At 40.8% G+C, this 18,241-nt stretch carries 14 protein-coding genes and 1 pseudogene; 9 read left to right on the top strand and 6 right to left on the bottom strand.

Annotated elements, in window-relative coordinates:
- Positions 1-130, top strand: a pseudogene (locus ENH88_RS23265) (IS982 family transposase); the annotation flags it as partial.
- Between the two features lie 369 nt (positions 131-499).
- Here ENH88_RS23265 and ENH88_RS19985 read toward each other — a convergent pair.
- Together ENH88_RS19985 and ENH88_RS19980 are read right to left on the bottom strand one after the other, a co-directional pair.
- Complete coding sequence (locus tag ENH88_RS19985; protein ID WP_304185014.1) at positions 500-844, bottom strand: hypothetical protein; 345 nt, start codon at positions 842-844, stop codon at positions 500-502.
- 273 nt (positions 845-1,117) lie between these two features.
- Entirely contained in the window at positions 1,118-1,696 is a 579-nt protein-coding gene (locus ENH88_RS19980) for an SEC-C metal-binding domain-containing protein (RefSeq protein WP_304185012.1), read from the bottom strand.
- An 873-nt stretch (positions 1,697-2,569) separates the two neighbouring features.
- Between ENH88_RS19980 and ENH88_RS19975 the strand changes: the two genes are divergently transcribed.
- The 8 genes from ENH88_RS19975 (at position 2,570) to ENH88_RS19940 (ending at position 13,352) form a co-directional block, all read left to right on the top strand.
- Entirely contained in the window at positions 2,570-3,817 is a 1,248-nt protein-coding gene (locus ENH88_RS19975; RefSeq protein WP_304185011.1) for an HlyD family secretion protein, read from the top strand.
- A 16-nt stretch (positions 3,818-3,833) separates the two neighbouring features.
- Positions 3,834-4,550: an ABC transporter ATP-binding protein gene (locus tag ENH88_RS19970; protein WP_304185009.1), complete on the top strand. Its 717-nt coding sequence runs from the start codon at positions 3,834-3,836 to the stop codon at positions 4,548-4,550.
- Entirely contained in the window at positions 4,540-6,966 is a 2,427-nt protein-coding gene (locus tag ENH88_RS19965; RefSeq protein WP_304185008.1) for an ABC transporter permease, read from the top strand. Before ENH88_RS19970 ends, ENH88_RS19965 begins: the two co-directional genes overlap by 11 nt.
- Positions 6,967-7,022: 56 nt before the next feature.
- Entirely contained in the window at positions 7,023-8,414 is a 1,392-nt protein-coding gene (locus ENH88_RS19960; protein WP_304185007.1) for a sigma-54-dependent transcriptional regulator, read from the top strand.
- On the top strand, positions 8,411-9,700 hold the full coding sequence (locus tag ENH88_RS19955) for a sensor histidine kinase (protein ID WP_304185006.1): 1,290 nt from the start codon (positions 8,411-8,413) through the stop codon (positions 9,698-9,700). Before ENH88_RS19960 ends, ENH88_RS19955 begins: the two co-directional genes overlap by 4 nt.
- Positions 9,701-10,032: 332 nt before the next feature.
- Positions 10,033-11,655: a PKD domain-containing protein gene (locus ENH88_RS19950; RefSeq protein WP_304185004.1), complete on the top strand. Its 1,623-nt coding sequence runs from the start codon at positions 10,033-10,035 to the stop codon at positions 11,653-11,655.
- Between the two features lie 373 nt (positions 11,656-12,028).
- Positions 12,029-12,943 carry a zinc dependent phospholipase C family protein gene (locus ENH88_RS19945; RefSeq protein ID WP_304185003.1) on the top strand — a complete coding sequence of 305 codons (915 nt, stop codon included), beginning with the start codon at positions 12,029-12,031 and terminating at the stop codon, positions 12,941-12,943.
- Position 12,944: 1 nt separating this feature from the next.
- Complete coding sequence (locus tag ENH88_RS19940) at positions 12,945-13,352, top strand: hypothetical protein (RefSeq protein ID WP_304185001.1); 408 nt, start codon at positions 12,945-12,947, stop codon at positions 13,350-13,352.
- A 76-nt stretch (positions 13,353-13,428) separates the two neighbouring features.
- On the opposite strand, the gene ENH88_RS19935 is transcribed toward ENH88_RS19940, so the two are convergent.
- From ENH88_RS19935 to carB, 4 genes are all read right to left on the bottom strand, one after another.
- Complete coding sequence (locus ENH88_RS19935; RefSeq protein ID WP_304184999.1) at positions 13,429-14,643, bottom strand: winged helix-turn-helix domain-containing protein; 1,215 nt, start codon at positions 14,641-14,643, stop codon at positions 13,429-13,431.
- A gap of 11 nt (positions 14,644-14,654) precedes the next feature.
- Positions 14,655-15,701 (bottom strand): S66 family peptidase, encoded by a 1,047-nt coding sequence (locus ENH88_RS19930; RefSeq protein WP_304184997.1) that lies wholly within the window; start codon positions 15,699-15,701, stop codon positions 14,655-14,657.
- 128 nt (positions 15,702-15,829) lie between these two features.
- Entirely contained in the window at positions 15,830-16,306 is a 477-nt protein-coding gene (greA, locus tag ENH88_RS19925; RefSeq protein WP_192542128.1) for a transcription elongation factor GreA, read from the bottom strand.
- 51 nt (positions 16,307-16,357) lie between these two features.
- The coding region (gene carB, locus ENH88_RS19920; RefSeq protein ID WP_304184996.1) for a carbamoyl-phosphate synthase large subunit at positions 16,358-18,241 on the bottom strand (1,884 nt) is incomplete at its 5' end.

Genomic DNA, 18,241 nt, shown 5'->3' with positions numbered 1-18,241 from the left:
TATGCATGGCTTTATGCTAAATTTACTTGGTGGATTAATTGCCTATTGCCTAAAAGAGGAAAAGCCGTCATTAGATTTAACATCGCAAGAACTTGAAATTTTAGAGAGTAATAATCTAATGTTGGCTTAACCAGATCTCAGGTTAACTAAATTTTAATAATAAAAAATATCGCACATTTATAGCACCAACCAATTTATTAGCTGTTCACTGGTTATTTTTAATTTCAGAGCTTTATCGGATTATGTGATGCCATACTTAATGATATTTTTCAAATAGCTAAAGTAGCACGTACCTACCTTTAATTATTGATGTATTGGATTGATTTTATTGATATAAAGCTATAACTAAACATTCAATGATTATAATCTCTGAAGTCAAGATTTGACCCTGGAGTGAGTGGACCCTGAGAGGGATCCTCTCATAAGGGGCCAGAAATTTTTGCTGAATGTGTAGAGAAACGTAGCCAGCAATTATGTTCCATTTAAAATTCTTGTTATATTACCGGTTGCGTACTTCTAAAGTCACATCCGGCGCATCTTCCCAATTAATTTGCTTAAAATGCCCCATACATGAGGCAGCATGAGCAACAGTATAAGTATTTGCGCCTGTTACAACACCACTATAAAACCAAACAACATTAAAAGTGCTTTTACCAAAGCTTGTGCCTGTGGTGCAATATTGAAATGCTTCGTTTTTACCTTGAAATTGACGATCGTCAGGTGCTCCCATTTTATCCAAAACGGATTGCTTAGAGTCACCAGCGTTAATTGCAAAAAACTGCTGATTAACATTAGCGCAGGCTGATAAAAGTAAGAAAAGAATACTTATAGTTAATTTGTACATCCAAACCTCAGGGTAATATAACGAGGCTGTAGAATAACTCTAACAGCCAAATTCAATTAAAAAACGAGCTCCTGTAATTAACTCTAAGCGTTTTTAATGCATTTGGAGCCCACAAAACAGCCTTTCTTTCTTAAAAAAGAGTAATTTTACAGCCTCAACGCCCAGCTCAGGCGCGCATTTTATGTAGCGTTTTGTACAATAATTGGAGCTCGCGACACATGCACAAAAACGGCGTAGTAAAATATGTCGCTTGCAGCTGTTTGTTATAGCGATTTAGCCACAACACTTTTTACTCTTATTACCTGAACCACAATAGCACTGGTCGTTTCTGCCGGTGTACTTTTTGGCAAGAGATAAGATTGCTGGATAAAGTAATGAGGCTCTCATTTTGAACTGTTCCAAGTCAGACTGAGCAATAATACCGAGATTATCCAAACGCAGTTTATCTTGTTCGGCTTCTATACCAATGTACTCCGATAATGATTGGTCATCAATCAAAGGGACAAACTTGGTTGGTAGAAAATTATTCTGGATGAAATTTTCAACAGAGCAATCAGGAGCAAACTTTAATAGTCCAGTACGATATTCATTTGGTGTTACACAGACCAGTGAATTGTCAGGCGTTTTAACGACAGCATGAGCTGTCATTTTTATTGAAATATTACCTAAGCAAGAAAAAATCCAGCCGAATTGCACACTACCACCATTTTTTTCGATGTACGAAGTAACATTATCTAAGCAATTTAGAAACTTAGCATCTGGTTCTGGTTGAACTGGAATTTTTCTTAGGTCTTCGACACCTAACTTCTTGAGTAAGCTACTACTTAGCTCAGATAAATCAAAATACTGCAAGTCTAGGCTCCTAACTCAATTATAGGACGCGAATCGCGCATATCTCTTCTAGCGACACGCTCATTTTTCTACTTTATATAGTTTTAACAAGTTACTATATATTATTATTAAGTTTTTATTGTCTTGAAACAAAACTGAGTAAAACAATATACGCGCTTCGCTCATTTCCTTGAATATAAGGGCAAACAACAGTTTGAGCTCTTAATTAGCTATTATATTTTGAATCTATATCAATGTCCGATTATCACTCATAACTGCCTATCAAATATGGACTACTGAAAATAAATTTTATTTAACATATAACTATTTATGTTCCAATACAAGGCCAAACTTTTAACCAATATTTGCAAACTCAGCACAAGGTTTATGTAGCCTAATACTCCTTGTAACCATCCCCTCTAAACAAAAGCCGTCTTCAGTTGAAATACAAACCGGTGCATATTCAACGTATGCCATACAGGCTGCCAATGCAGCTTTGTCTAATGATGCTTGCGATTACTCTTTATCGAAAGGAAAGACCCTTGCCACAAACTTATAGGGAATACATTTGTATGCCTTTCGGCAGCCCGAAGAGTGAGCGCCATGGTTGATTTATGAACAAGCATTACAATCAGCAATCGTTGCTGAATCAGATGCCGCACTGCCGCAACTACCAACACCGACCGAGCAAAAGATTATGCAACACAAGAGAGCACGGTATCTTGGCCCGCAACAGATATGTTTTTTCGGAATCACAAATAAAAAATTTACGATTTCGGGAATTATATGTACAACAACAACCTAAAAACAGTTTTATACATTAAATTCAACAAGTTAAGACTTGGCTTGTTTATTGCTAAACCATGCTAAGTATTTTATAAAAAGAGAATTTACATGGATATAAAGCGTGGCACATCAAGTAAAAAGACGATAAATCGCCGCTATCTGTTAGCAGCCGTTTTAATTTTCTTAGTGATCTGGATAATATTCAAATTTCAATCGAGCCAAAATCACAAAGTGGATTCGTCATCGCTTGCTATTGCCGAGGTAAAGAGAGGAAATTTACCTTTAGAAGTCAAGGGGTTTGGCGTGTTGGAATCTGAACGAAAACGCCTAATTACGGTGCCCTTTTCAGCTGTAGTGGAAGAAATCCTGTTGAAGCCTGGCGCAACGGTACAATCGGATAGTGTTATTTTACGCATGTCTAATCCGGAAATAGATCAGGCAGTATTACAGGCGCAGCAGATCAGAAATAGCGCGCAGGTCGCATTAAAACAGCTGCAACTTGAACACCAAAAAGAGAATATGATAAACCAGAATAAATTAGCCGATATACAATTTGATGCTCAAGAGGCCAAAACAAAGTACCTGGCTTTAAAGCCTCTGGCGGAGCAAGGAGTCGTTTCACAATTTGATTTATTAACGAGTGAAATTAAAGTCAAAAAGCTCGAAAGCAGTTTGAAATTTACCCAAAAGAGTATCACTCAGCTTGCTGATCTCCATCGGCAAGCAGAACAAATACTGCTAGGAAAATTAGAAGAAAAACAAAGCTTATTAGCTTTGGCAATCGATAGACAGCAGCAACTAGAAGTTAAAGCAGGTATCGAGGGGGTGCTGCAAAATTTACCTGTTGAACTCGGGCAAAACATGCAAAGTGGTGACAAGCTGGCTTTGGTTGGCGGCACTCAAAAATTGCTCGCTGTTGTACAAATTCCACAACGAGACATCAAAGGAATGAAAGTCGGTATGCCGGCTAATGTCGATACGCGTGGCGGGGTCGCTAAGGCTACTGTGCGCAGAATTGAGCCCGTGGTAAAAGGGGGGAATATTGAAGTCGAGCTGGAACTAATTGGCCAATTACCCGAAAATGCCCGCCCTGCCCTTAATATTGAAGCACAAATAAATTTGGGGGAGCTAAATGATATTCTTTATCTCCAGACACCGGTGAACAGCGAAGAATATTCCCAGAAAAAAGTCTTTCGATTATTCAAAGGCAACATCGCCACCGCAACCCAACTCAACTTTGGCGCTCGTAGCGGCAAATACATCGAAATTAAATCGGGTGGTCATGAGAAAGAATCTTTTATTCTCAATGATATGCAAAAATATATTGCACAAGGCACAGTCACTCTAACAAACTAGAGCAAAAGGAAAAAACATGAATAATAATATTTGTTTGCAATTGAAAGGAATTACCAAAGTTTACATTACCGAAGAATTAGAAACTCATGCGCTAAGAGGAACTGATTTAACGATTCATCAAGGTGAGTTTGTTTCAATTTCTGGCCCTTCAGGATGTGGTAAATCTTCACTGTTGGCTATTTTGGGCTTACTTGATACCGCGACTTCCGGTTCATATCATATTGAAGGAAATGATGTCAGCCGACTAAACATAGATGAAAGAGCCACGGTGCGAAATGAACGGATTGGTTTTGTATTTCAATCGTTTAACTTGATCGATGAGCTCAGTGTTTATGAGAATGTCGCTTTGCCGCTGCGCTATAGAGAACCAGAGCCTTCAGAAAGTGAGATTGATATAGCGGTTGGCGAAGCATTGGCGAAAGTGGATATGATTCATCGCCAATCCCATAAACCGAATCAACTCTCTGGTGGTCAACAACAACGTATTGCGATTGCAAGAGCACTGGTAGGAAATCCGGCAATTTTATTGGTAGACGAGCCGACCGGTAATCTGGACTCCAAAAATGGTGATGCCGTCATGAACCTGTTAAAAACGCTCAATAAGCAAGGTTCAACAATATGCATGGTTACCCATGATGCAAGATATGCATCAATCGCCAGTAAACATATGCATCTTTTGGATGGCGAAATTATCACCGAACCCACATTAATGGAGGCCATTAATGAAGCTTAAAAAGGAAATTATTCATGCGGCTGTTGGCCTTAAAAACAACATTGGTTTTACCTTTACCTTTGTTTTTACTTTAACCCTAACATTAAGCCTATTGATTGCAGCTTTTAATCTAAATAATGTGATCTTGCTTAAATCCTTGCCCTATAAAAATGCAGAGAATTTATTCTTACTTAAACAAAAGACCACCCGAAATGGCGAAGAAAGGATTGGTTCGCAAATTATAAATGTGCAATTTGAGTCTTATAAGAAACAAGCGGAAATCGCAACATCAGCAATCACCTATAATGATCGGGGCATTCTTACTAGTCAAAAGAGTGAACCTAGGCTCAATACCTTATACACCAGCTATGAGTGGTTCGATCTGCTGTCGGTACCTATGCTGATGGGAAAAGGGTTCTCGCCGGCGAAAGATTTAAAAGATACCAGAGCAGAAGCCGTTATCAGCTATGACACCTGGCAAACTTACTTTATGGGGCAGCAAGATATTATCGGTCAGGACATTAAATTTGACGATAATTTTTACACCATTGTCGGTGTTGTCGACAACAAGTTCGTTGAACCCTCTCCCTTTTACAATAAAGTGCCGAATGACATCTATCTGCCAATCAGCAAAAGCGCGGCATATCAAAGTATCATTGATGGCCAAGGTGGTACCAATACCAGCAATTTAATCAGCTTGATAAAAGTTCCTGATAATACTCAACTATTACAGGTACAAAGTCAGTTTAGCCGTTTGTTTAAAGATACTTTGGCATCAACTCATAACAACCAAGCCGATACCAACATTGCAATAGCAGCGTCTTTATCCAGTCTTGAAGATGAGATCAAGAGTGACAGTTATCATATTACCCTGATGATCTTCGCTGCTGCTGTCGCATTATTGTTTATTGCATTGGTGAATATTATCAACTTGTATTTCTCACATGTCGCCAAAAAAAGACATATACTGGCGATTTGTGCCAGTGTTGGAGCGAGTAGCAAAGCCCTTTTTAAAAAGCTCTTTATCGAAAGCGCTCTACTCACTCTAACTTCAACCTGCTATGCACTATTGCTTGCAACTGGGCTACTCAATCTCACACAAAAAGTTGCACAAACAGCCTTACCTCGTGTGCAGGAGCTCGGGATAGATGCTACCTCGATAATTTTCAGCTTGTTCATTGCGCTGCTGCTCGCGGCCATTTTAGCTGTTTTAGGCAATAGGTTAATTAACTATAAGATGTTAATCGAACACCTGAATTCCAGTGGTAAGGGGACGAGTATACAAGTGTCAAAAAATGTCAGGAACATACTGACAACCTCGCAAACCGCACTAACAGCGCTGCTTTTATTAGCGACTGCTGTGGTGGTAAGTACCACGATTCAATTTACCAATAAACCGCTGGGTTTTAATACTGAACACACCATCAGTTTTTCAATTGATGCCAGTACCAGCTACCCTGAACAAGCACAAAAAATCAATTTAATGCATCGTCTCAGGGAACATTTCAACCAGTTACCTGAAATAAAATTAACATCAACCTCCTTGGTTCCCCCCTTTCGTGTCGGTGATTATCAAACGCAGATTTATGACAAGCATCGCCAACTGGCTGGCATTTTTGGTATGAATGCTATCGATGAAAATTACTTCAATCTTTTTGAACATCCACTATTACAAGGACGAAGTTTCAACGAGCAAGAAATAATCGACGATGCCAATGTCGTGGTGGTTAGTAAAGGGTTAGCAATACGCTTATTTGGTAAAACCGATGTTGTGGGCGAATTCGTTTATAACAAATCCGGGCTTGCAACAAAAATTATTGGCGTCGTAGCAGATCATTTTAATGGCTCTGCAGATACAAAATACGATAGCGCCTATATCTACCAGCCATGGAGCCGGCACTTTAAGGGCATTAATCTCAAACTCAAGTCAAACGCAAACATCAGCAAAATTGCCGTTATTGAGCAAGTACGGCAACTTGGCCCCGATATTCGCATTTTAGATTATCAAGAATTGACAAGTACCGCAGACAAGGCTCTATATCAGTATAAATTAGCTGAGTGGCTGGCGGCCGCATTTGGCGTATTCGCCTTATTGTTAGCGAGTACGGGTGTGTATGGGGTTTTGAACTATTCAACGCAAATGAGGCGATTTGAGTTAGGTGTGCGTCTCGCATTAGGTGCCAAACAAAACAAACTGATCAAAATGGTACTCAAAGAAGCTTTTACGCCCTTGTTTTCAGGGCTTATCTGCAGCCTGTTACTAGGCACTCTATTATACTTCTACTTGAATGATAAAATTCAATTATTAGCTCAGCCTAATTGGTTGCATATCTTTGTAGCCATACTTTTGTTAGTGGTATCATCATACATCGCCTGTGTATTACCAGTAAGAAAAATAATAACGAGTGACCCGACAAAAGCACTCCGAAACGAGTAATTTTGATGAAAACTGCTGTATCCTGTCGGGTCGGGATACAGCCAAAGACTTAAAAAATGCATAAAACACAAAAAGTTCTTATTATCGATGATAAAGCTGATATCCGTCTTAGTGCCAAATACCTGCTATCTAAGCATAACTTTCAAGTATTAGAAGCTGATTCACCCGATCACGGGCTGGCCATCATACACAATGAAAACATCGACCTTGTTTTACTTGATATGAACTTCACCAGAGACACAACGTCTGGCGAAGAAGGGATCGATTGCCTTAAAAAAATAAAAGCCATTAATGCCGATATTGCCGTGGTGGCAATAACGGCATGGTCATTTGTGGATTTGGTTGTCAAAGCGCTCAAAAACGGGGCAACTGATTTTATAGAAAAGCCTTGGGACAATCAGCGGTTGCTACAAATTGTCCAACAAGCATTAAAAGTGGAAGGGTTAGAAAAGCAAAACCGTCTCTTAAAGCAGCAAATTGATGACTTTCAACATACGCCGCAGCTCATCGCATATTCTGCATCAATGAAGCAGTTCAAAGCACAGTTAGACGAAGTGACGGACACCCCCGTGACTATTTTACTGACCGGAGAAAATGGCACCGGCAAGAGTACCATTGCACGGTATATACATCAGAATTCATTATTGAAAAATAACCCACTCATTAGTGTCAATATGGGAGCGATCGCAGAGAATTTGTTTGAAAGTGAAATGTTTGGTCATACCAAAGGCGCTTTTACTAATGCCTATAAAGAGCGTATCGGCCGTTTTGAGATGGCGGATAGCGGAACACTTTTTCTGGATGAAATTGCTAATATTCCGCATAGCCAACAGGCAAAATTATTACGTGTTCTCGAATCCGGTGAATTTGAAATGGTGGGTTCCAGTAAAACCAAACGCGCAAATGTCAGATTAATCAGCGCAACCAATGCAGATTTCAACACGCTGATTGCCAATAACGATTTTCGCCAAGATCTGTATTTCAGATTAAATACCGTTGAATTACATGTTCCCAGTCTCAAAGACCGAAAAGAAGATATTCCCTATCTGGCTCAACATTTTTTCAATAATGTCTGTCGCAAGTATCACAAACCCAGTCGAGAATTATCAAACAATGCGTTAGATAAACTGCAACAGCATTCATTTCCCGGTAATTTGCGGGAATTAAGCCACATTATAGAGCGCGCACTGTTACTTAATCGCGATGATTGTATTACCGCCGATCATCTCAACTTAAATGGTGAAGCCAAAAGTAATATTGCATCACCCGATCAACTGCCGTTAATGACCATTGCACAGGCAGAACGCAAGCTATTAACCATGGCGCTTACGAAAGCCCAAGGGCAAAGCCACGAAGCAGCCAACTTGTTAGGCATTAGCAAAAGCTCAATTTATCGGCGTATGGAAAAGTATAATATTGTTGCCAAACATTTTTTGGAAAATAAATGAGAACTCACAGCCTGGAGCGAGCCTTTACCCTGCTGATGCTATTTGTGCACGGGCTCATTCTGCTGCTAATTTCCGGTAATATCTGGCTGTTAAGCCACTCTGTATTACTGGTGCTGTCAGTCATTTCAGTGTTGGTACCAATACAGGTATTAATGACATTCAAAATTCAAAAAGCGCTGCTCACGCCTTATCATCAGCTCCTAACCGCTCTCGATGCCATTAAAGAAAATGATTATTCGGTTAAAAGCATTAGTCCCTACTCGCTCGGTATTTCGGGAAAGGCTTTTAAAGAAATTGAAGACTTATCGCAGATCTTGAGAAAAAAAAGCCTACTCTATAAAAAACAAAACTTACTATCTTTTGCGCTTATTCAGCAACTAGATAGCCCCATAGTGATACTCGATGGTGACATGCGGATCAAAGATGGTAACAATGCACTTTCGCTGTGGTTAGGTAAAGAATGGTCATTAATTAATTTAATGCCAGCTTCACATCTACAGCTATTGAAAACCGAGCAAGGCTGGAAGTTCAATGCAACCGAGCTGAACAACAACTATAGCATTCGCTCAGGTCGCTACCATGATGAACTCGGAGAGCACACCTTACTGATCTTTACCGATATCAGTAAAGAACTGAGGCGAATGCAAAAAGAGTCATGGCAACAGCTGGTTAGAGTACTCAGTCATGAAATTAAAAACTCGTTAACGCCGATACAATCACTGGCTCAATTACTAGAAAGAGACAGTAAAGATGAAAATGACAAGGAAATCCTTAGTATTATCGTAGACAGAAGCAAAAACCTTAATACTTTTGTGGCTCAGTACAGCAAAATATTTAAGCCACTCACCATCAATAGACAACAAATTGATTTAAAAACTTTTATTCAAACACAGCTGTCACTGAATGAACCTCTATCGTTTGAACTTAATCTTCAAGTTGCCTCTATTGTTGCCGATCCTGTTTTGTTAGAGCAGGTTTTTATTAACCTTATTGTCAATGCCAAACAAGCAAGTGCCGATCAATGCCATTTAACAATCACCTCTTACCTGAGAGCTAATCAGGTCGTTATTGAATTTACAGATAATGGGACCGGCATTCAAAATCCGGAAAATCTATTTATTCCTTTTTATACCACCAAACCCGACGGACAAGGTATTGGACTGCCGCTATGCCAAAACATAATCGAGCAACACGGCGGCCAACTCACTCTTACCAATAGAGTGAACAATCAAGGCGCCATAGCGAGCATTCGATTGCCAGCAACCGCCGAATTAAACCACGAGTAATAACTATCAACTTAGGTTAAACCACACAACTAGACAGCCACTCTAATTGAACAAACAAAGCTGTTCCACCACATTTACTTTTTAGATTAAGAGTTAATCTTTTACTACAAGGTTACTTTCATTTTTTCTATTTAATAAGTTATTAATCCTCTTAAACCTTAATTGCGCGCACAAAAATGACTGCACAATTGCAGTTTTAATTTTTTACTGAGGGCTTTTAACTTAACTTCTATATTTGCACAAGCTGGCCTTTGTGCTGAACAAATTTTAACTAGATTAAATATTCTAAAGCATGTACTTTGTTTGCTAGGATAAAATATAGGGACATTAAAATGAATAAAAAATTAATAGTATTGGCTTTATTTCTTGGGGTAACACTAACCGCGTGCGGCGGTTCCGGTAGTTCAACTAAGCCACAAGTAGAAAATAATAATCTCAGTGATAGCGATAAAGATACATCTACCGATAGTTCAACCGGCTCAGGTGCCATTACAGCTAAAATCAATCCGATCCAATCGGTATACACCGGTTCAACGGTCAGATTAGTAGGAACAAGTAGCACTGTTCCTGCCATTTCAAGCGTGGATTGGTCAATTATTGAAAAGCCTGAGAATAGCTCTGCAAAAATAGCAAATAATAGCAGCCTAATGAGCGAGTTTGTTGCCGATATAGCTGGTACATATCAAATTCAGCTAATCATTAAGTCAGGTTCAAAAGAGTCTATTGCTACAGCGTCAGTGAGCATTTCAGATAAACCGATTGAGCCAAAAAATCATGCCCCAACAGCTGTTATTACTCCTTTTGAGGAAAAAGTGGGTAAAAATAAGCAAGTAACACTAAGCGGCAAAAATAGCTCAGATCCAGATGGCGATAATATTTATTATAAGTGGCAAGTTACCAGTGCTAACAATGCATTAGACTTCTTTCTCGCCAGCCCTAAAGGACAAAGTGCTGGTTTTGAAGGAAGAGACTATGGCATATTCACGATCAGCTTAACGGTACATGATGGTAAAGCCTATTCAGAAACGGTAACCAAACAGATAGAAGTATATGATGATAGACCAGAGCTCGTAGCATCATTTGACGCACCTGAAACCGCTGAAGTGAACGAGTTTATTAATCTTGATGCAAAAGACAGCATGCAATACAATTTTGCGACTCCTATGTTTAGCTTCGACAGTATTCCTCCTACCAGCAAGGTAACATTAGCCTATACTATGTCGTATATCTCCTTCTTTATTCCAGATGTTGCCGGTGAATACAAGGTTCGTTTTACACTCAAAGATAGAAATAGTGACCGTACGGAATCAATAGTAAAAACAATAACGGTCTCAGAAGAACAGAGCGATGCTGGGAAAACAGCAATTTCATTTAGTACCGACCGAAATGCACCACCAGCACTTAACGTCGTGCCAAGCCCATTGCTCAATACCTTTATCCAATCAGAGCAATTATTCTACGCTGAAGTACAAGATCCTGAGGGCGCGCAAGTAGAGTTGAACTGGAAGTGGCTTAATAGGCCAGCTAATAGCCAAGCAGGTATTATTGCTGAAGCAGGTAGCCGCGCTAGAGCACGCTTCGATGTTGCTGGCTTTTACATTTTACAAGTCGCCGCCTCTGACGGAGAAAACACCACGAACAGGTTTGTCGCAATCAAAGTCGAAGATCCCGATAACTCCGCGCCGATCATTATCGATGTTGAGATGTTCGGGAATAAAATCAAAGGCAGTAATTTAACACTCAAAGCACACGCCTATGACAAAGAAACAGATCCCATTACCTACACATGGCTCGTATTACTGCCAAATGGCAGGGTTGCATCTATTGGTAACGAAACAAGTGATACCGCAATATTGCCTTTAGTTTCCACAGGTAACTATCAAGTGCTTGTTTATGCAAAAGATGATATAGCTCCTTATTCGAGTCATAAACGCATTACATTTATCGTTGAGTAACAACTGATGCGGTACGCTTAGCTCGTGCCGCTCACTGTCTTTCTTAGCTCTATCATCAACTCCTTTACCCTGTGAATAAACGAGTCCACACTCACCATAAGCAGATTCCTCTAAAAAATATGCTTGAGTTACGCCCAACTCAGCTAGTTTGTCTCCGCTTCTTGGCAACTAAACTCCTACTAAAATAGATAGCCATTTTAGAGCTTGGCAGTAGCCTGTAAACTCGATAGATTTAAGCTCAAGTTATGTTTATTGATAACTAAAATTACGCAGTGCGTTTTAAAATAAGCCTATTTGACTAATTACTTAACCATTGCAACTTGGATCAATTGCAAATATATTAACAAAAACCACTAAGTAGAAGGATTTACTCATGCCAGGTGCATTTGCACACCTCACTGCGGCTAACTTAGCTACTGAGAATAACGCCCTGCTTGGAATGAATATTCCTACCAAAGCAAAGCTGATCTTAAGTCAAAATCAAAAATACCTTGAGTTAGGCTGTGTATCGCCTGACTACCCTTATTTGGCTGTAGGTAATTCAGAGCAAAATAAATGGGCTGATTTAATGCATTACCAAAACACCGGTGACACTATTAAAGCGGCTGTTACATATTGCAAAGAGCTTGAAGGTCGCGCGCAAGAAAAATGCTTTGCTTGGCTGTGTGGTTATATGTCGCATGTTGCGGCTGATATCACCATTCATCCGGTGGTTGAGCTTAAAGTGGGCCCGTATGAGCAAAACCAAACGGACCATCGCACTTGTGAAATGAATCAAGACGCTTACATTTGGCCAAGGTTAAACTTGGGTGAAATTGGCCTTGCTGATCGCGTTCGGCTTAATATCGGCTCATGTAGCAACCAAAATAACTGCCTTGATGAAGATATTAAACAACTGTGGCAGCATGTTTTATCGCATATCCACCCAGATTACACACTATCAGCAGCTCCTGACTTTGATGTGTGGCACTCAGGCTTTCAACTGGTTGTTGATCATGCTGAAGAAGGGTATCGGCTTTTTCCATGGGCAAGGCATGTTGCGGCAAACAATGGACTACTCTACCCCCGCCAAGATGAGATTGATTACACTTACATTGAGCAGCTTAGTACCCCAAACGGGCCAATGCACTACGACGCCATTTTCGATTTAGCGGTTGAAAATATACGGTATTTTATATCTATCGTTGCTAACGGCGTTTTTAATGATGAACAATGCAGCCAAATTTGTAATTGGAATTTAGACAACGGTAAAGACGAAAATGGCAACTTAACCGCATGGAATATTTAAAATGAAATACTTAACTCTAATCATCGCTATTGTTTTATCTGTTGGCTGCTCTAACCTAGCTAATGCCCATGATCCAGAAAAGATGGCTGATCTTGCATCACAACTAAAAGATATTTCAGCCGCGGTTGATGGTACATTAAAGTTCAGTTCCCAAAACTATACTAATCCGCAAGCCTTGCTAATGGCCGCTATCAACAGCAGTCAAAGAATACTTGCCCCTTTTGAGGGCTATCAGTTAAAAGTTTTCATTCAAGATAAAAACGCCGTTCTATTACTGTGTGAGGATGACGTGTTACTTATTGAAGATGCTGGTTGTACTGCGCAATCTGATATCCAACATTGGCAATCAACTGATCAGCAAGCCTGTGAAACAACTTTAGATACAAATCAAGTGTGTACAGTTAACTGAGCAGAATCTAAGTATAACGCTAAATTTGGCTGCCCTGTGCGTAATAGCTAAGCGTTTACGCACTGTTACGGTGGCTTTACTGCAATGATTTTAATATGTTCTGCACCACAGCTGTTAGCCGTTGCGGGTAAACTTGAGTTAGTGACACTGAATTACATTGCTGAAATGCTATAAATTTAATGATTGCGTCGCCAAAGGCAGTGATTACGCGTGTAATATCCAATTCATTAGCATCTAAATGCAACGATTTGATCTCTAAATGGGCTGTTTTGCGATGGACTTTGCAATCCATACGACCAATAAATACATCACCAAACAATAGCGGTAAGCAAAAGTAGCCATATTGGCGTTTTGCTTCAGGAACATAGCATTCTAATTGATAGCTAAACTGAAAAAGTGACTTTAAGCGCTCTCGCTGGATCACGCTATTGTCGAAAGGTGAAAGAATTTTTAGCTGCTCACTGACACGAACTCGAGGTTGCTCAAATGCTCCTGTTGGCAAAAAGTACGATTCCCCATTACTAAATTGTAACTGCTCTAACAAACCTTGTTGTGATCGAGTATTTACGAGTGTTTTTATTGCTTCTTTTAACTTGGTATTACGTCGTAAATAAGTTAATCCTTTTATTGAAACAAGCCCATGACACCGCAATTGTTGCTCTAAAATATGCACTGCAAATTCGGCTAAACTTGGCATCTGTACATTAATATCCACTGGTAGCACGCGTTCAGTGAGATCATACACTTTTTCGAAGCCTTCACGGCTGCTCACCATTAAATCACCTTCCATGTATAATTGTTCAAGCGCTTTTTTGGCCGGCTTCCAATCCCACCAACCATTACTTTTGCTAGTATTGCTTTTAATATCTCGCGAACGTAACGGGCCATCAATACGAATACGTGTAAGCAGTTCATTCATCAGCTTGCGATCGCTGTTTTTATACCAGTGGGTTTGCCCGCTTTTTATTGCATGTTTATAGAGCAAAGAAAAACGAAAGTCTGCGATGGGCAAAAAAGCCGCTGCATGCGCCCAATACTCAAAAATGGCTTTGTTTTCTAACATACTTGCTAGCATATCAGGCGAGTAATTAGGAACTCTTGAATACAAACTATGGTGATGCGCCCGCTGCACAACTGAAATGCTATCAAGTTGCACATAGCCTATATGGCTAATGGCTTTGTTTGCCCCCGCTAGCCCATCACCAAAAGGGCTATTTTTCAATAGCCCTTGAGCCGCAAGCGCGATACGACGTAAACGGATAAAGTCTTCTGAGCTGTTAATTTGAATCATGAACGTTCATTTTAATTTAAACTCGTTGTTATTTGTGCGTCATACACCAGAGAGTTTTCAAGCGTTGCGAGCATTTTTACTGTTGCACCATTCACTAAACATAAATTGGGTGCGACATGTCCGATATCAGCGTCGATAATAACCGGAAATAAGCATTCGCCAAGGGATAACTCAAGTGCTTGGTAATAATCACTCTGTTGCTCTGGGTTATTACTTGCGCCGTTTCTGCCAATAATTAGGCCATTTATATCACTAAAAATACCACTCAATTTCAGCGCAATTAAAAACCGCGTTAATGCATTGCCATTAAGCTCGGCATTTTCTAAGTATAAAACCAGTCCATGCGGCGCAAATTGCTTTTTAAATTCATCCAGCGCTACAAAGGGTGATGGCAGTAATAAACCAAGGGTGTCTAAGCAGCCGCCAAATAACCGTCCAGATAGCTCTACTTCGCGGCTATCTTTGACGTTTAAACAACGCCATTGGCTCGGTTGCGTGAGTGAAAATAGCGCATCAGGTACTTTGCCATAATTAATTGCATCAGCTTGATAACACGGCGCGGGTGTTTGCGTAAATTCACTGCCCGCTTCGAGCTCAAGCGTTTTAAATACTTGTAAGCAGTGAGTATCTTGCTCGTTTGGATGCAGTTGCATTAAGTTGGTACAATGTAATGTTGCCCAGCCGCAACGTGCGGTTAATACACAAGCAAGCGTGCTAACGTCTGAAAAGCCAACGAGCCATTTCGGGCGAGCTTGTTTAATAGCATTAAAATCCAGGTATGGCAGCACTTCTATGGCAAGTTCCCCACCCCAAGGTGGCATAATGGCCGCAATGCTATCATCTAGTAAAAACGCCATCAGCTCGTCGGCGCGTTGCTTTGCAGGGCTGCTTTGTTGCCTTACACATTCGCCCTCCACTACTTGGTAACCACGGCGTGTTAAACCGCTAAGTACGCGCTCAAGGCGTGGCTGGAAGGCGCTATCAACACCGGATGAAAAGGCACAAATGGCGATTTTATCGCCGTTTTTTAATGCATCTGGAAAAGTAATGGCTGTCATCAACATCTACAAATTATCAATACGTTAGCTTAACGTACCCAATTTATTAAAGAATGTCGAGGTTGTTTGAGGCATAAAAAAACCGATGCTGGCATCGGTTTTTAAAAGCGTGAAAATGAGTAAAGTAATTAAATGTACTGCACTTCAATAACTTCGTATTCAACATCACCATTTGGCGTTTTAATGATCACAGCATCGTCTGCTTGTTTACCAATTAAACCGCGAGCGATTGGTGAGTTAACCGAAATACGGTGGTTTTTAATATCCGCTTCATCATCACCAACAATTTGGTAGGTTACTTCAGCATCGGTTTCAACATTTACAATCGTTACCGTAGTGCCAAAAATAACTTTACCGGTGTTTGGTAATTTAGTTACATCAATAATTTGTACATTTGAAAGCTTGGCTTCAATTTCTTGAATGCGGCCTTCACAAAAACCCTGTTGTTCACGCGCAGCATGATATTCAGCGTTTTCTTTTAAGTCACCGTGTTCACGTGCAACCGCAATATCGGATACAATTTTAGGACGGGTAACTGTTTTTAATTCGTTAAGTTCTTTGCGCAGTAAATCAGCGCCACGAACTGTCATCGGAATTGATTGCATACTTTTCTCACTTAATCCCAAGGCCGCGCATAACGGCCTTGGCACATTTCCTTAGTTCAATCTCAGGTGTAGTTCTTGAACTGACGTTACTTTGCTACGGTCGTCTGCTTGGTTAGCAGTACAGTTAGCAAATGCCGCATTAAGCGTCGTTGTATAGTTAGTCTTGTGTTGCAGTGCACCACGACGTAACACCTTCGAATCTTCGATCGCTTGGCGACCTTCGGTGGTATTAACGATATAGCTATACTCGCCATTTTTGATTCTATCAAGAATATGCGGGCGACCTTCAAATACTTTGTTTACACGGCGTACCGCAATTCCAGCATCTTCAAGGGCTGCAGCTGTGCCACCTGTTGCATCTAGTTCAAAACCAAGATCAGTCATGGTTTTAGCTAGTTCAACAATACGTGGTTTATCGCTATTACGCACAGATAGTAACGCGCGGCCACCGCGTGGTAAAGTGTTGCTTGCACCTAATTGTGCTTTTGCAAAGGCTTCAGCGAATGTATCGCCCACACCCATTACTTCACCGGTTGAGCGCATTTCAGGGCCACGGATTGGATCCACGCCTTGGAACTTAGCAAACGGAAGTACCACTTCTTTCACGCTGTAGTAAGGAGGAATTACTTCTTTAGTAATGCCTTGACTTGCAAGCGATTGACCCGCCATACAACGTGCCGCTACTTTAGCAAGTGCGACACCGGTTGCTTTTGATACAAACGGTACAGTACGCGCAGCGCGTGGGTTTACTTCGATTAAGTACACTTTGCCATCTTTAACAGCAAACTGAGTATTCATCAAACCAACTACGCCAAGCTCAAGTGCCATGTCAGTTACTTGCTTACGCATTACGTCTTGCACTTCTTGTGATAACGAATGTGCTGGTAATGAACAGGCAGAGTCACCAGAGTGAACACCGGCTTGCTCAATGTGTTCCATAATACCGCCGATGATCACTTGCTCGCCGTCGCAAATTGCGTCAACGTCAACTTCAATCGCGTTATCTAAGAAACGGTCAAGTAATACTGGCGCTTCATTTGATGCTGATACTGCTTCGGTCATGTAACGACGTAGGTCTTGCTCGTCATAGACGATTTCCATGGCACGGCCACCTAGTACATACGACGGACGTACAACCAGTGGGAAACCGATTTCAGCTGATTTTAAAATCGCTTCTTCAGTTGACGTTACCGTTGCATTTTCAGGCTGAAGCAGGTTTAAACGCTCAACAAGTTGTTGGAAACGCTCACGGTCTTCTGCGCGGTCGATTGCATCTGGTGAAGTTCCAATGACTGGCACGCCGTTGGCTTCAAGTTCACGGGCAAGTTTCAGTGGTGTTTGACCACCGTATTGCACGATAACGCCTTTTGGCTTTTCAACACGTACGATTTCAAGTACGTCTTCAAGGGTAATTGGCTCGAAGTATAAACGGTCTGAGGTATCGTAATCGGTAGACACTGTCTCAGGGTTACAGTTAACCATGATAGTCTCGTAACCGTCTTCACGCAGTGCAAGCGCTGCGTGTACACAACAGTAGTCAAATTCAATACCTTGGCCGATACGGTTAGGACCGCCACCGATAACCATGATTTTGTCACGATCTGATGGATTTGCTTCACATTCTTCATCGTATGTTGAATACATGTAAGCAGTGTCTGAACTAAATTCAGCGGCGCACGTATCAACGCGCTTGTAGACAGGCATGATGTTTAATTGATGACGCTTTTTACGAATTTCAGCTTCAGACACACCCGCAATCTCAGCGATACGAGGGTCTGCAAACCCTTTGCGCTTTAATTTACGTAGGAAGTCTGCATTTAAGCCGGCCATGCCAACGTCGCTAATTTTCGCTTCGTCTTTTAAGATGTCTTCAATTTGCACTAAGTACCAAGGGTCAATCTTAGTGAGTTCAAACACATCATCAACGCTCATACC

The organism is Pseudoalteromonas prydzensis (genome assembly GCF_011050055.1).
Classification (GTDB): domain Bacteria; phylum Pseudomonadota; class Gammaproteobacteria; order Enterobacterales; family Alteromonadaceae; genus Pseudoalteromonas; species Pseudoalteromonas prydzensis_A.
Note: the sequence above shows the minus strand (reverse complement) of the source record. Positions and strands in the feature narration are given on the sequence as shown.

What these genes read in the sequence shown, in the direction of transcription:
- ENH88_RS19985 (WP_304185014.1), bottom strand. Translation starts at nt 844, where the DNA reads ATGTACAAATTAACTATAAGTATTCTTTTCTTACTTTTATCAGCCTGC.
- ENH88_RS19975 (WP_304185011.1), top strand. Translation starts at nt 2,570, where the DNA reads ATGGATATAAAGCGTGGCACATCAAGTAAAAAGACGATAAATCGCCGC.
- ENH88_RS19970 (WP_304185009.1), top strand. Translation starts at nt 3,834, where the DNA reads ATGAATAATAATATTTGTTTGCAATTGAAAGGAATTACCAAAGTTTAC.
- ENH88_RS19965 (WP_304185008.1), top strand. Translation starts at nt 4,540, where the DNA reads ATGAAGCTTAAAAAGGAAATTATTCATGCGGCTGTTGGCCTTAAAAAC.
- ENH88_RS19960 (WP_304185007.1), top strand. Translation starts at nt 7,023, where the DNA reads ATGCATAAAACACAAAAAGTTCTTATTATCGATGATAAAGCTGATATC.
- ENH88_RS19955 (WP_304185006.1), top strand. Translation starts at nt 8,411, where the DNA reads ATGAGAACTCACAGCCTGGAGCGAGCCTTTACCCTGCTGATGCTATTT.
- ENH88_RS19950 (WP_304185004.1), top strand. Translation starts at nt 10,033, where the DNA reads ATGAATAAAAAATTAATAGTATTGGCTTTATTTCTTGGGGTAACACTA.
- ENH88_RS19945 (WP_304185003.1), top strand. Translation starts at nt 12,029, where the DNA reads ATGCCAGGTGCATTTGCACACCTCACTGCGGCTAACTTAGCTACTGAG.
- ENH88_RS19940 (WP_304185001.1), top strand. Translation starts at nt 12,945, where the DNA reads ATGAAATACTTAACTCTAATCATCGCTATTGTTTTATCTGTTGGCTGC.
- ENH88_RS19935 (WP_304184999.1), bottom strand. Translation starts at nt 14,643, where the DNA reads ATGATTCAAATTAACAGCTCAGAAGACTTTATCCGTTTACGTCGTATC.
- ENH88_RS19930 (WP_304184997.1), bottom strand. Translation starts at nt 15,701, where the DNA reads ATGACAGCCATTACTTTTCCAGATGCATTAAAAAACGGCGATAAAATC.
- greA (WP_192542128.1), bottom strand. Translation starts at nt 16,306, where the DNA reads ATGCAATCAATTCCGATGACAGTTCGTGGCGCTGATTTACTGCGCAAA.